At 35.5% G+C, this 15,378-nt stretch carries 12 protein-coding genes; 8 read left to right on the forward strand and 4 right to left on the reverse strand.

Annotation, left to right across the window (positions count from 1 at the left end; translation table 11 throughout):
- Positions 1–12: 12 nt before the first annotated feature.
- The gene (locus DDY94_RS02255; RefSeq protein WP_111682397.1) at positions 13–2,817 is read right to left on the reverse strand and encodes a TonB-dependent receptor; all 2,805 of its coding nucleotides are present in this window, start codon (positions 2,815–2,817) and stop codon (positions 13–15) included.
- A gap of 326 nt (positions 2,818–3,143) precedes the next feature.
- On the opposite strand from DDY94_RS02255, the gene DDY94_RS02260 reads away from it, so the two are divergent.
- Both DDY94_RS02260 and DDY94_RS02265 read left to right on the forward strand, forming a co-directional pair.
- Positions 3,144–4,448, forward strand: coding sequence for an arylsulfotransferase family protein (locus tag DDY94_RS02260; protein ID WP_157957213.1), 1,305 nt, complete (start codon positions 3,144–3,146; stop codon positions 4,446–4,448).
- Positions 4,449–4,602: 154 nt separating this feature from the next.
- Positions 4,603–6,003, forward strand: coding sequence for a sulfotransferase family protein (locus tag DDY94_RS02265; RefSeq protein ID WP_232817799.1), 1,401 nt, complete (start codon positions 4,603–4,605; stop codon positions 6,001–6,003).
- A 126-nt stretch (positions 6,004–6,129) separates the two neighbouring features.
- On the opposite strand, the gene glmS is transcribed toward DDY94_RS02265, so the two are convergent.
- The 3 genes from glmS to DDY94_RS02280 are packed head-to-tail and all read right to left on the reverse strand — an operon-like array spanning position 6,130 to position 10,488.
- Positions 6,130–7,977, reverse strand: a complete 1,848-nt coding sequence (gene glmS / locus DDY94_RS02270; RefSeq protein WP_111682399.1) for a glutamine--fructose-6-phosphate transaminase (isomerizing) — start codon at positions 7,975–7,977, stop codon at positions 6,130–6,132.
- An 8-nt stretch (positions 7,978–7,985) separates the two neighbouring features.
- Positions 7,986–9,668 (reverse strand): DUF4270 domain-containing protein, encoded by a 1,683-nt coding sequence (locus DDY94_RS02275; RefSeq protein ID WP_111682400.1) that lies wholly within the window; start codon positions 9,666–9,668, stop codon positions 7,986–7,988.
- 7 nt (positions 9,669–9,675) lie between these two features.
- Positions 9,676–10,488 carry a glycogen/starch synthase gene (locus DDY94_RS02280; RefSeq protein WP_111682401.1) on the reverse strand — a complete coding sequence of 271 codons (813 nt, stop codon included), beginning with the start codon at positions 10,486–10,488 and terminating at the stop codon, positions 9,676–9,678.
- Between the two features lie 110 nt (positions 10,489–10,598).
- Between DDY94_RS02280 and panC the strand changes: the two genes are divergently transcribed.
- The 6 genes from panC (at position 10,599) to DDY94_RS16070 (ending at position 15,373) form a co-directional block, all read left to right on the forward strand.
- On the forward strand, positions 10,599–11,450 hold the full coding sequence (gene panC / locus DDY94_RS02285) for a pantoate--beta-alanine ligase (RefSeq protein ID WP_111682402.1): 852 nt from the start codon (positions 10,599–10,601) through the stop codon (positions 11,448–11,450).
- A 13-nt stretch (positions 11,451–11,463) separates the two neighbouring features.
- On the forward strand, positions 11,464–11,814 hold the full coding sequence (panD, locus tag DDY94_RS02290) for an aspartate 1-decarboxylase (RefSeq protein ID WP_111682403.1): 351 nt from the start codon (positions 11,464–11,466) through the stop codon (positions 11,812–11,814).
- A gap of 5 nt (positions 11,815–11,819) precedes the next feature.
- Positions 11,820–12,779 carry a lysylphosphatidylglycerol synthase transmembrane domain-containing protein gene (locus DDY94_RS02295; RefSeq protein WP_111682404.1) on the forward strand — a complete coding sequence of 320 codons (960 nt, stop codon included), beginning with the start codon at positions 11,820–11,822 and terminating at the stop codon, positions 12,777–12,779.
- A gap of 43 nt (positions 12,780–12,822) precedes the next feature.
- Positions 12,823–13,971: an alpha/beta hydrolase gene (locus DDY94_RS02300; RefSeq protein ID WP_111682405.1), complete on the forward strand. Its 1,149-nt coding sequence runs from the start codon at positions 12,823–12,825 to the stop codon at positions 13,969–13,971.
- Positions 13,972–14,049: 78 nt separating this feature from the next.
- Complete coding sequence (locus DDY94_RS02305) at positions 14,050–15,234, forward strand: alpha/beta hydrolase (RefSeq protein ID WP_111682406.1); 1,185 nt, start codon at positions 14,050–14,052, stop codon at positions 15,232–15,234.
- Positions 15,221–15,373, forward strand: a complete 153-nt coding sequence (locus tag DDY94_RS16070; protein ID WP_157957214.1) for a hypothetical protein — start codon at positions 15,221–15,223, stop codon at positions 15,371–15,373. The genes DDY94_RS02305 and DDY94_RS16070 overlap by 14 nt, the downstream gene beginning before the upstream one ends.
- The last annotated feature ends 5 nt before the right edge of the window (positions 15,374–15,378 follow it).

The following is a 15,378-nucleotide window of genomic DNA, read 5'->3' on the forward strand; positions in this document are numbered from 1 at the left end:
TCTTTTCCGTTATTATAAATTATTAATGGTCAATGACACGTAGTACTGAGAACCTATGAAACCTGTACCGAATGCCGTGAAGTATTCGTCTTGTAATAAGTTAGTAGCACCAGCTTTAATTGTAGACTTTAAGCTTGGTATTCTGAAATTAACCTGTGCATCAAGTACATTAAATGAAGGAACGTCACCATCACCAAATGATGCTTCCCAGAAGTAATTATCACTCCATCTCCAAGCTACATTGAATCCAAAGTTTTTGAATAATTCAGTCTTACCAAAAGACACTTTCGTTTTGTGCTCTGGCGTGTTGAAGTTTGTTCTGAAATCTGGATTTTGAGTTACATCAAAGTCTAATTTAGCGTAAGTATAATTCGCACTTAAATCAAAACCGTCAAATACTTTAGCTGAAACCTGAATCGCAGCACCATAAGAATTTACCTCTTCATCAGAGTTAGTATAGGTTTGATATGCTTCAAAGTCACCATTAGCTATTGCCGCAACTGCAAGCGGTGTTCCGTCAGGTAATGTTTGTGTTAATTGAACATCACCATAGAAAGGAGAAATTACAGTTTCGTTAGCTAAGAAATCTTGGTATCTGTTGTAGTATGCAGATGCATCTACGATTACGGCATCTAATTTACCACGGTAACCAACTTCAAAAGAGGTTACTTGTTCTGGTTTTACAAAATTAGAATTCGCAATTTCTAAATCAGCAGGGTTACCTGAATTCGCAAATCCTTCAGTTACAGAGTTCGCAAAGAAAGAGTTATTATAAGCTCCTGTAGCGTCTACGTTAATGTTAGTTTGACCTACAATTGCACTACCCGTTGGACTTAGATCGTAGTTTCTGATATCTCTTGCTGGGTTATCTTCAGCACCACCAACTAATATAGCTCTACCTACATTTAAACCGATATATAAATCTTGTGTTGTTGGATTTCTAAATCCAGTTTGGAAAGAAGCTCTAATGTTGTGATCTTCGTTAATAGTGAAACCAGCAGAAATTCTTGGAGAGAAGAATCCGTCGAATAATTCAGACTTATCATATCTCACAGAACCTGTTAACTTAAGCTCTACACTTTCCGATATTTCAAGAGATCGTTGTAATTGTGTATAAATACCAACTTCAGAATAATTAATAGGTCCATCAACATCTGTATAGATAGTTCCTGAAGAATTCAATCGGTATCTTCTGTAAGATCCACCAACTTGAATTTCAGCAAAATCAACTAAGTCTCCAAAATTATAATTGGCGTCTGCATGATAATATCTAGATTCATCCTGGAATCTAGAACCAGTTGTTAGATCTGGATCAGCTACACTTCTATTAAATGCATTCTGGAATTCTGGTGTACCTGGTAAAAATCTTCCGGTGTCCGCTGCTTGTCTTGCCGCAACATGTGCTTCAGCATCAGTTGCACCTCCAAGAGTTGCACCAATGTACGTTCCTACGTACTCACCAAACCAAGTGTTATTGTCTTTCCAAGAATTGTTAATCTGAATTCCTGTGAAAACCATATCATAAGAGTCACCTGCTTTATCAGCTACTACATAACCTCTCACGAAGAAATTGTCGTTTCTAACTTCTAATTTATGTTGTTGCTGGAAGAAATTCTTGATATTATATCTGTTGGCACCTTGGTATATGGTGTTACCAGTACCTACTTTACCTACATATTGAATCTCAAAGTCGTCTCCCCATGGTCTGAAATATAGACCCCAATCTGCTTTAATACTTTCTGCATTGTAGTTGGTTAAGTCACGTTCGTTGTATCCTGTTCTACTAACATCTACAGAAGGAACGAGTGCAGAAGAACCTGCAGGCGCTAAACCTAAAGCTTCAAGGCTTTGAGCAACATTATTAATATTAGTTACAACCTCATCACCGTAGATATTTATACCGTCATAATCTAGATCTGCTCTTGTTAAGCCTCTATTAAAACGGTCTTCTTCATTTGTAGCGAACCAATCGGTACCTTTTAAATACCCAAAATTCACTTTGGCCGCAAAATGCTCTGTAAACTTATGAGCGAAACGAACACCTAAATCGGTGTAATCATTATCTCCGGCAGCTTCTTGAGAAGTGATACCTCTTTTGATGTAGGCACTAATTCCTGAATGATCGAATGGGCTTTTACTTCTCATAAATAAGATACCGTTAAATGCATTTGCACCATATAAGGCTGAAGATGCACCTGGTAGTAATTCCACGCTTTGAACATCAGTTTCTATCATACCAACGAGGTTACCAATAGGGAAGTTCAGTGCTGGTGTTGAATTGTCCATTCCGTCTACCAACTGCATAAATCTGGTATTAGCAAAAGTTGCAAAACCTCTAGTATTTACAGATTTAAACGTTAAACTATTAGTATTTATATCTACTCCTTTTAAGTTTTCTAAACCATCATAGAAATCTACCGAGGCTGTATTTTTAATTTCTTTTAAACCAAATCTTTCAACGGTTACAGGTGACTCAAAAATTCTTTCAGGTGTACGCGAAGCAGAAATTACAACTTCATCGAGCGTGTTACCTTCTTGTAGTGTTACGTCTACTGTTTGATCACTTGATGTTACTTCAACAGTTTGAGTTTCGAATCCGGTATAACTTACGCGGATTGAAAACGGTGGCTCTTGATCGGTTGTAAGGATATAATTACCGTCAAAATCCGATACAGCACCTGTAGTGGTGCCGACTATGACAATATTTGCGCCGGGCAAGGGTAATCCCGTATTGTCAGTGATTTTACCTTTAATTGTGGTTTGGGAATAGGATACCACGCAGAAAAGCAATGCAAAAATCTTTAAGATTGTCTTCATTTTAGAGAATTAGTTAAATTTATTAGATGAGCAATTTAAATAAATATATGAAAAGTATGTAACAATTTCGCAGAAAATTATGCGCGCATAGTATATTTTGAAAAAATTATGCCTAAATAATTATCAATTCCTCAATAATTAGCTAAAACCGACCTATTTAAGTTTTTTAAATGTAGTATCAGATCAGTACTTTATGCCCTGAATTATGCAAGAATAACTTATAAAATGACCTTACATAGATTAATTTAATGAAAATCTAAATTTATATTTAATATTGACAAGCAGTTTTCGGACTGGCTATTAATCAAAACCAAAAACAACCTACATTGAAAGCAATAAGAAAATTAGCATTATTCATTATTGGATTATTTGTATTAATGCTATGGAGTGGCATGGTAAGAAATGTAACTCTCGGACAACGTTCTCTAGGTCCTTTAACTGACCCCATTAAATCTTTTTCAGAATTACCTTCTAATATGAAAGCAGCATACAACCATTTCTTGGTTGCACCTGAATATTATTTAAAAACTAAAGAAGGTGATAAGGAGGATATAAATAAATTAACCTATAATCTATATGCTAGTTATGCCTATAGAAACGGTGATGGTTTCAATATTGAACTGAAGAATTTCAAGACAGATGAAATCATAAAAACATGGCGTCTTCCGGTAGAATATTTATCTAAACATCATAAAGTTGGCCAAAACGACCGTCTTTTCCCTTCAAAATTGATGGAAAACAGAGGTGTTATTGTAGCCTGTGATGAACAACCCGGACTCATAAGACTAGACTCGGCTTCAAATGTGGTTTGGCATAACAAAGATTTTATCTTTCACCACGGTATGAATTTCGATCATGAAGGAAATATTTGGACGCCTGGTGTTAAACATGAAGACGGCATCATTATGCCAAATACTGTTTCTGTTGATGGCTCAAAAATCGATTACAGAGACGATATGGTTTTAAGTGTTGATGCAAAAACTGGTAAAACGCTATACAGCAAATCATTGACCAGTATTTTTGAAGAAAATGACCTTTCAGAATTATTGAATAGAGGAAGCATTGTAACTGACCCTTTTCATTTAAATGATGTGGAACCAGTGGTGGCTGATAGTTCGCGTCATTTTAATAAGGGAGACGTGTTTTTAAGTTTCAGACATCTCTCTGCGATACTTCAATTTAGACCTTCAACAGGTAAGGTGATTAAAGTTATCGAAGGTCCGTTTACCTATCAGCACGATGTAGATATTGTAAATGACAGTACGATCGCATTATTCAATAATAATACTGTCGCCATGAATATGAAGTTCAATAAATTTGAATTTAAACCAAGTAAAGGCGACATTCAACGAAAAATAACACATTCGAATGTGCTTATTTATAAATTTGAAACTGATTCATTTGAAGCACTTTACGAAAAGGAGTTCATCAAAAATGAAATCTATACGGAAGCAGAAGGCTTGTATGAATTATTGCCCAATGGGGATCTGTTCGTAGAAGAACAAGGACCCGGAGTTTTATGGGTGTTAAATGAAAATGGCGTTGTCCTAAAAACCACTTTAAAAAGTGATATAGAAGGGTATCATTACCTTCCGAACTGGACATCGATATATACAGACATAAACTTTTAAAATCTACTATTATGCTTAGTTATATTGGACCTGGATTAGGACTTGGAACTTTACTCATCATCATCTTTATATTACTGTTGGTAATATTTGCTTTTGGTGTAGTGTTATGGATTCCGATCAAACGATTTTTCCGCAATCTATTTAAGAAAGGATAATGCTTTATTTTATTATCGCAGGTGTAGCAGGTGTTATTCTAGCTACGCTAATTATAGTGCTCAGAAAGGTATTTTTTGAGATGCTAGAGGCGTCTATTGGACTTGCCAATGAGGTATTATCAAAAGAAGATGAGCAGATCAAGCAAAGTAAGCTTATCGGTGCTTTAAAACGAATACTTATTTCCTTAGGAAAAATGATTGTTGCCGTGGTAATAATCATTGCAGGCACCCTTCTTCCTTTATATGCCTACAGTTTTATTAAGGGTGTTTCTTTTGAATCGCTCGATTTTAGTTCAGCCTGGTTTTGGGTGAGCCTTTCTATTGGTAGTATTCTACCTTTCGTATTGAAGAAAAAGAAGAAAGTTGAAAATTATTCTGAAGCCTCCATGCTATTGCATAAGCTCATCCTGAATAACTACAACCTTTCTAAGTTTCTGTTTTCTTTTGATAAGAAATTCAAAAAGGGTGAAAAGATCGCTGACAACTCAAACTTTTTAATCGTCTCTGGATTGGCAAGAGCTGGTACAACGAGTCTCACCGATCAACTTTTTAAAGCCGGAAGTTTTAGTTCATTAGACTATTCTAATATGCCTTTTCTATTGGCGCCAAACCTTTGGAAAAAAATGTACAATCCGAAAAAGGCTCAACTTAAAGAGCGTAAGCATGGCGATAAGATGATGTTTGGCCTCAATACTATTGAAGCTTTAGAGGAATATTTTTTTAAGGCATTTTTGAACGATAGTTTTATTGGCGATTCTACATTGAACAAACACGATATCGATGAGGACGTTTATGAAAATTATTTGAAGTATCAATCCTTGGTACGTTCAAGTAATGACCATTTATATTTATCGAAAAATAATAATCTTATTCTTCGATATCCTTCTTTACGCGCCTTGAACAAAGATTTCAAAGCCATTTTCTTATTCCGTAAACCTGAAGAACATGCGCATTCACTTCTCAATCAGCATTTAAGGTTTTTAGACTTTAATAAAGAGGATGACGATAATTTTATCGAAACCTATATGAATTGGCTAGCGCATCACGAATTTGGTGGTAATCATAAGGTGTTTAGTTTTGATGAAAACCCTACTGCCATCAATTACGATCGTGATAAGTTAGACTATTGGTTAGCCGTTTGGTTGAACTATTATAAGTATCTGTTAACCTTAGATAATTCTGAATTCACTCTATTAGAGTATGAAGATTATCTGCAGACGCCTAAAAAAGTCTTGTCGTATCTAGAAGGTGAAATGAAGATGAGTTTTGATTATTCGAATGTTGAACCTTTCACAAATAAGAAAACAATTGATACTTCAGATTGTGATCCTGAATTATTAAAAGCAACCAGTGATGTCTACGCTACATTGAAACAACGTAAGGTCACTTTCAATTCATAATTTAAACAGTTCTTTTTTCAGTTTAAATAATTGCAGATCAGAAGAGAACTACCAATCATATAATATTAAAAACAAAAAACGCTGTCTAAGGACAGCGTTTTTTATTCTATTATTAGTGATATGTATCTATTCTACAGTAACTGACTTTGCTAGGTTTCTTGGCTGATCTACATTCTTATCTAACATAACTGCTATATGATAAGACAGTAATTGCAGCGGGATGGTGGTAAGCAGCGGTGTTAAGCATTCAAGGGTTTCCGGAACTTCAATGACATGATCCGCTAATTCCTTCACACTCTTATCACCTTTAGTAACTATACCAATGATCTTACCTTTTCTAGATTTGATCTCTTGAATATTACTTACTACTTTTTCGTAATGTCCTTTTTTAGTTGCAATGACAACAACAGGCATCTGCTCGTCGATCAGTGCAATAGGACCATGTTTCATCTCTGCTGCAGGGTAACCTTCAGCATGAATATATGAGATCTCTTTAAGCTTCAATGCACCTTCTAATGCCACTGGGAAATTAAATCCACGTCCTAAATACAGGAAGTTAGTCGCATCCTTATAAATATCAGCAATCGTCTGAACATAGGCATCCGATTTTAAAGCCTCTTCAACCTTAGCAGGAATTAATTCTAATTCAATAAGGTGATGTCTAAATTCTGAACTTGAGATAGTTCCTTTAGCTCTTGCCAATCGTAAGGCCATTAAGGTTAATACTGTAATCTGAGTAGTGAACGCTTTTGTTGAAGCTACTCCAATCTCTGGCCCAGCATGGGTATAAGCACCTGCATCAGTTTCTCTGGCAATAGACGATCCTACTACATTACAAACACCAAATACAAAAGCACCTTTAGATTTTGCCAATTTAATGGCCGCTAAGGTATCTGCAGTTTCACCAGATTGAGAAATAGCAATTACAATATCTTTTTCAGTGATAACTGGGTTTCTATATCTAAACTCCGAAGCGTATTCAACCTCAACTGGAATTCTTGCTAGATCTTCAAAAATATATTCTGAAACTAAACCAGCATGCCATGATGTTCCACAAGCTACAACAATGATTCTATCTGCAGCAAGGAATTTTTTCATGTTATCTTCAACACCTGCAAGCTTTACCATAGCTTCATTACTTAGTAGTCGCCCGCGGAAAGTATCCGTTATGGCTTCAGGTTGTTCGTAGATCTCTTTCAACATAAAATGATCATAACCCCCTTTTTCAATCTGCTCAAGGTTAAGCTGTAACTCCTGAACATAAGGATCAACTAAAGCATCATTTTTGATCTTTCTGATCTTAACATCCTTACCTCTTCTAACGATAGCCATTTCCTCATCTTCGAGATAAATAGCATTTTTTGTAAACTCAATAAATGGCGAGGCGTCACTGGCAATGAAGAATTCGTCTTCTCCAATTCCGATTGCTAATGGGCTTCCTAATCTTGCAACAACAATTTCGTTAGGTTTATTTTTATCGAAAACAGCAATGGCATATGCCCCTACAACTTGGTTTAATGCAATTTGAACTGCCTTTCCAAGCTTAGTGTCTTCGTTTTTCTTTACATCTTCAATTAGATTTACCAACACTTCGGTATCGGTATCCGATTCAAAAGTATAACCACGTTTTATGAGCTCTTTTTTTAAAGCATCATAATTCTCAATTATTCCATTATGAATGATCACTAAATCTCCAGAATTTGAATAATGAGGATGTGAGTTAACATCATTAGGTACACCATGGGTTGCCCAACGTGTATGGCCTATTCCCAAAGAACCAGTAGTAGTAATTTCATGCTCTAACTTGGTTTTTAGGTCGGCAACTTTTCCTTTTGTTTTTGATAGTTTGATATCGCTACCGTCGTATAATGCAATTCCTGCACTATCATAGCCACGATATTCTAATCGCTGAAGTCCTTTTATTATTATTGGGTAAGCCTCACGATGGCCAATATACCCGACAATTCCACACATAGGTTAATTTAGTTATTTGGTTCTGTATAAAATATTTCTAGATACACTCTTCTACTTTCGTCTTCGGTATTATTACCATGAAGAACAGTTCCCCTTGGCGTCATTATTGAGCTTACAGGGATTGTAAATTCGGTATCATCACTATCTTGAACTTGTCTCTGTGGACCTCCGGCGGCCGGATTTTCTAAATTAATATTTACTGAAACTGCTAGTCCCAGTTCAACATTTGTAGAATCTCTCAACAATAAATTATTAATGTGCTCAGTAATTCTCAATTTATACTTAATACCTTCTCCATCTGGTTCATCATCAACACGTTGCAAAGGTCCAAGATGACTTAATTTCGAAAATGAAGGTAATGTATTGTTAGTTACGTCGAAAAAATAATCTACCAACGGTATTTTATTATCTACGTCGTACAAATAAATGCGATCTGGTTCGCCGTCTTGCACTATATCTTGGTCAACATGAAACACCAAATTTGCTTCATTTACAAGTCTTTTTGCTCGTATTTCACCATCCTCATCAACTTCAACAAACTCATTTCTCCAATCATCGAAGGTCATATCGTCACCATCATTTAAATTATCGCCATTAAATAACTTGATCTTTGCGATGGAGCCTTCACCTCCTTTAAGGTACAATCTTGCATCACCGTTAACTGCATCACCATCATCTAATGGCAATGTGAAATTATTATCGAAGAAATTTACTCTGTTAGGACCAAAAGTAAGCGCCACTTCTACTTGCTCAGTAGCGTCTTCGTCATCCATATCGGCAATAGTTAACCGTGTATAATGAATAGTAATGTTAGCTATTTGAACACCTGCATTCAGAATTATAAAACTTCCGTCATCGTTAACAGGCTCTACCTTAAAATAAATACCTCTTAAGAATTCTGAAAAATTGTTTTGGCTACTTAAAACCGAATTTCCTTCCTGATCGATGATCTTTTCTTGCCAGTAGTCTGGATCTAGCTTAATTCTTATTCCTGGAGCTTGACGTAATGTGATCTCAGTTTCACCTTCATCGTTAACTTGGGTGAGCTTGTAACCTTGGTCATTAACTCTAATATTCCCATTTACATCTAGCGATACGCTATTGAGATTCTCTGGATTTGGTAGAATATTTATTGGTGTACCTTCTAATAGATCGCCAAATGTTTCAGATTCAGAAGCTGATTTATTTGAAAAAAACGGCTGACTGTCGTCAAATTCGCCGTCTGGATCAAAATCTCTCAGAAAATAATTACTTTCAAACAGACTTAATTTAAATGGCTCATTACCAAAAACAGAATCGATCTCGTAGATAATATTTGCATCATCATCAACATCTGATACTAAACTAAAGTAAGGCATATTGAGTACCACGGAGTCGATCACAACTTCTTCACCAAATTCTGGATCGAAATTAGGCAAGACCAATTGTGTGAGAAAACTTGAGGTTGTTCGGCCATAGGCATCATCGTAAACCCCTAAGGAACTTAGCCCAAGATTGTTAGTTTGAACAGGACCTAAAGCATCATTATAAGTAATGATGTTATAAGTGTCTGAATCGATATCAAAGTTTGTAGCAATGTCATCGTTAATGATGTCAGAATCTAAGGTTGCAAAATCCTTATCACATGCTATAATACTCAAAGCTATGATTAGCAGTGTGCTAATCTGAAATGCAAATTTGTATTGTTTCATACTCAATTTAACTGTCTAAAACAGCATTTTTATAAAATTCTGTGTAAGGATCGGCAAATTCTTCCAAAGTATGGTAATCTAAAACCGGTTTTGACAAATTTTTAATATAATCTTCCAATTCTTTAGGGAAATCTTTAGAACCTCTGATCACTGCATCAGAATTATCTATAGCAATTTTCATTAAATTGATATAATTCGGTTCTTTAAGAGGCTTAATGGCGTCATCGTCTAAACCATCAAATTTCACCTTATCAATCATACCTTTATCTAACGTTCCTTCAAAGTTTTGATTGTATACAGAGGTTACAATTTTACTTTCTGTAAATAAAGGTTCTGTTTTATAAAATTCTTTTAGATATAGTGGTAACAACGAAGCGATCCATCCATTAACATGAATAATATCTGGTGCCCAATTGAGCTTTTTTACGGTTTCAATAACACCTTTCGCGAAGAAAATAGCGCGCTCATCATTATCAGGAAATAGGTTACCCTCTTCGTCTGTTAATGTAGCTTTTCTTTTAAAATACTCTTCATTATCAATAAAATAAACCTGTATGCGCTCTTTTGGTATTGATGCTACTTTAATGATTAAAGGCATGTCGAGATCATTAATTACCAAATTAATACCTGATAATCTAATAACTTCGTGTAATTGATGTCTCCTTTCATTGATATTACCAAAACGTGGCATAAAAATACGTATCTGTCCGCCCTGCTTATTTACCATTCTGGGTGCTTCAAAAGACATTGAAGAAATCTCAGTTTCTGGCAAATAAGGCACAACCTCCGATGACACATATAATATTCGTTTATCTTTCATAAATCTGCTCCTTTTGAAAATTAAGAGTAAAAAACATGCAAAATTACAAAAATTTGTGCAGATTGCCAGTAAAATATTATGTTTGCACGCGTTAATTTTTTCTGACAGCCTTGAAAATTTTTCATAATAAATCTGAAGTTTCCGATTACGTTCAACATTTAAAAGCAAATGATGACACTGTTGGGTTTGTGCCAACTATGGGCGCACTTCATCAAGGTCATTTGGCTTTAGTAAAAAAGGGACTGAAGGACAACAATTTTGTCGTCGTAAGCATTTTTGTTAATCCTACACAATTCGATAATTCTGAAGACCTTATCAAGTACCCAAGAACTTTAGATGCCGATGTTGCACTTCTTAAGACTGTTAGTGAAACACAAATTGCCGTGTACGCGCCAACTGTTGAAGATATTTATGGTGATAATGTACAGTCAGAATCTTTCAAATTTGATGGTCTAGAGAAGGAAATGGAAGGTGCATTTAGAGCGGGTCATTTTGATGGCGTAGGCACCATTGTAAAACGCCTTTTCGAGATTGTAACGCCAAACCGAGCCTATTTTGGTGAAAAGGATTTTCAGCAGTTGCAGATCATTAAAAAACTGGTTGAACTTTACCATATTGATGTTGAAGTTATCGGTTGCCCAATACACAGAGATCCCGATGGACTAGCCATGAGTTCTAGGAACACAAGACTGACAAAAGAACATAGAGAAGCGGCACCATTTATCTATAAAACACTAAAATCTGCCAAAATCAAATTTGGCACAAAAAGTGCTAAATATGTTACGGAATGGGTTGAACGTCAGTTTGAAAAGGAACCGTTATTAGAACTAGAATACATCATAATTGCGGACACTTCAACCTTAAAACCAGTAAAACGTAAATCGAATAAAAAGACATATCGAGCATTTATTGCTGCATATGCAGGAGATATAAGACTTATAGATAATATCGCCTTAAATTAATTATCTTTGCCTCATGCAAATTCAAGTTGTAAAATCTAAAATTCATCGCGTAAAATGTACAGGTGCAGACCTGAATTATATTGGTAGTATCACCATTGACGAAGATCTAATGGACGCTGCAAATATCATACAGGGTGAAAAGGTTCAAATTGTAAATAACAACAATGGTGAACGTTTAGAAACCTACTGTATTCCTGGACCGCGAAATAGTGGTGAAATAACGCTTAACGGCGCAGCAGCACGCAAAGTTGCTGTTGGTGATGTGCTTATATTAATCACTTACGCCTTTATGGATATTGAAGACGCTAAAGTATTTAAACCCTCTTTGGTGTTCCCAGATGAAGCGACCAATCTTCTAAAATAATCTTTTTGAACAACCTAAAATCCATCCTAAAAGTTGCATTGCCTTTACTATTAGGAGTGGCATTAGTTTGGTATTCGTTATCTCAAATTTCGGTTTCAAAACTCGTTCAGTATTTTAAAGATGCTGATTATTTTTGGATCGTACTCGGTGTATGCTGTGGTATTTTGAGTCATACATCTAGGGCATATCGATGGTTGTTTATGGCTGAACCTTTAGGATATAAACCAAAGTTTCTTAATAGTTTCATGGCTGTTTACTCTGCTTATTTGATCAATCTCACCATACCAAGGGCAGGTGAAGTTGCCAGAGCATCTATTCTGACTAACTATGAAAATGTTCCGTTTGATAAAGGATTCGGAACAATTGTAGCCGAACGTGTAGCAGATACCATAATGCTTTTCTTGATTATTGGAATTGCGCTTATTCTTAAGTTTGAATTTATTTATGATTTCTTCATAAATAAATTTAATCCAACGTCTCTACTATTAATTATAACAGGTTTTCTCATCTTGGTGTCAATAATATATCTCTTTATAACTAGGAGCGCTTCAAAAATTGCTTCAAAAGTGAGAAACTTTGTAAAAGGACTGATCGAAGGTGCTCTGAGTATTTTCAAAATGAAGAAAAAATGGCCATTTATTTTTCATACCATTTTCATTTGGGTGATGTATGTATTTATGTTTTATATTACCACATTGGCTGTACCTGAACTCAGCAATATTGCTTTATCTGCGGTATTGATCGGTTTTATATTAGCAAGTTTCAGCATCGCAGCAACCAATGGTGGCATTGGGTCATTCCCTGAAGCAATTGTAATTGCGTTTTTACTTTTCAATATGCCTGAAGATCCAAGCAGAGCTTTTGGATGGATCATGTGGTCTACGCAAACCTTGGTGATCATAGTATTGGGCGGACTTTCCTTAATTTACTTACCAATATACAATAGAAAGAAAGCGAGAATATAGAAATATTTTTTACCTTGCTTTAACTTTTAATTCAACCCACAACATGAAGAATTTCTGTGTGTCTCTCATCCTGTTTTTTTTAGTGGTACAACTACCGGCGCAAGCTATATATAAGACTATAGATTCTTATAAACTCGATGGCGAACGCCAATTAAAAATTCAGTTACCTCGAAATTACGACCCTGAAGCTAAACGCACTTATCCATTAGTTGTGGTTTTAGATGGGGATTACCTTTTTGAGCCAGTTGCTGGGAATATAGATTATCAGGCCTATTGGGAAGATATCCCCGATTGTATTGTTGTCGGGATTAACCAGGATAAGACCCGCGACGACGATTTCTATTATGACGAGGACACCTATTTCCCTTCGAGCGAAGGCGCCGATTTTTATGAGTTTCTTAGTGGTGAACTTCTGCCATATATGGAGGAGAGTTATAAAGTTTCAAATTTTAGAGTAATTATTGGTCACGACCTTAGTGCCAACTTTATCAATTATTATTTGTTTAAAGATGTTCCGTTATTTAGAGCCTATGTTAGTCTGAGTCCAGATTTAGCTCCTGAAATGATCAATAGGCTTAGTGAACGACTTCCAACCATTGCTCAAGAGACTTTCTATTACATGGCAACTGCTGATGCCGATGTTAGAGCCCTGAGGACTGATATCTTAGAGTGTGATGCAAAACTAAAGACGATAGAGAACACCAACCTCAATTATAAGTTTGATGATTTTGAAGATGCCAATCATTATTCGCTTGTAGGAAGAGGAATTCCTAAGGCTTTAAATGAAATATTCACCATTTATAAACCCATCAATGGGAAAGAATACAAAGAAAAAATACTTCCCTATGAAGGTTCACCTTATGACTACCTGATTAAAAAGTATGAGAATATTGCCTATTTCTATGGTTTTGAAAAAAAACTAATTGAGAACGATATTAGGGCTATCGCCGCAGCATGCAATAAACGAGACGATCTAGAGTCTTTAGAAAAGCTCGCAAAGCTAGTAAAGAAAGAGTACCCAAAATCTATGCTGAGTGCTTATTACATGGGTATGTTTCATGAAAAAGAGGGTAATCTGAGAAAAGCATTATTGCGTTATAAAGCTGGTCTTCTTATGGAGCCATCGCAATACATTGACAAAGAAATTATGCTCGAAAAAATGTACGAAGTACAGGATGCGTTGGGTAACTAAATGCATTTCATCGAAAAAAATTCACAACTTAACGATATTTTAGTATGTTTGGTAATCCAAAGCTAAACCTACTTATAAATGAAAAAAACTACCCTAATAGTTTTGGCATATATGCTTTGTATGCCCTTACTAGCTCAAATTAGTTATGATGAAATACGTTCATCTAAGCTAAATGCAGTAAGAAAGTTAAAAATAAAGCTTCCAAAAAATTACGATCCTTCTTCAGAAATAAAGTATCCATTAATCATCGTCTTTGATGGTGATTATCTATTTGAACCTATTGCTGGTCAGGTGGATTTTCAGACCTATTTCGACGATATGCCAAGTTCAATTATCGTAGGTGTTGTGCAGGGTAGCGAAAGGCGTTATGATGGCTATTGCGATGAAGTAACCGGATTACCAAAGGAGTCAGGATTACGCTTTCACGACTTTGTCGCTGAAGAGCTCATTCCCTACCTCGATGAAAAATTCAATACAAGTAAATTTAGAGTAGCCGTTGGTCATGACCTCATGGGTAACTTTATCAATTCATACTTATTTAAAGAAGATCCATTATTTAACGCTTATGTATGTATAAGTCCAGATCTTTCAGGTACTGTTAGAGATTATTTGGGGAAGCGTTTGGAATTCTTCAAAGACGACATTTTTTATTATATGGCCACTTCAGACAAAGATTTACCGTACATACGAGATGCTGTATTAAATGCTCACGAGCAAATCTCACAGGTAAAAAACCAATACCTCACCTATTACTTTGATGATTTCAATAATGACACACATTACACATTAGTAAACAGTGCTATTGCTAGGTCTTTTGATAAAATATTTGAGTTGTATAAGCCACTTCGTGAAAAAGAGCTAGAAGAAAAGGTACTGCCTTACGAAGGTACTTTAGATAAATATCTCGTTGATAGATATGACAGAATTGAAGAGCTCTTCGGAATTAAAAAACCAATCACAGAAGAAGAATTTGAAAAAGTAGTTAAAGTTGCTGAACAGCGAAATGATTTAGAGTCTCTCGAAAAGATTGGAAAACTTGCAAAGAAATTAAACCCAGAATCACTACTAGGTACTTATTATTTGGCGCAACATTCTGAAAAGATCGGCAAAAACAAAAAAGCTAAAAAATTATACGAATCTGCATTAACACTTAATGATGTAAGTCATATCGATAGAGACTTCATTTTTTCAAAAATTGATGAACTTACTGTTGTTGATACCGATGAAGAGGAAGAAGAGGAGGAGGACAATGAAGAAAACTAAGAAAAAAATCATAGGAACAGACTACTTTTTTGAAGCCATATTTAAAAAAGCACGAGCATTCTTGCTTACAAATATGCCTGCAAAACTAGCCACGCTTAAAATCTTAACCATCTTTAGTTGGTTTAAAGACATCAACTAAAATTA

This window comes from Winogradskyella tangerina, from assembly GCF_003260205.1.
GTDB lineage: Bacteria > Bacteroidota > Bacteroidia > Flavobacteriales > Flavobacteriaceae > Winogradskyella > Winogradskyella tangerina.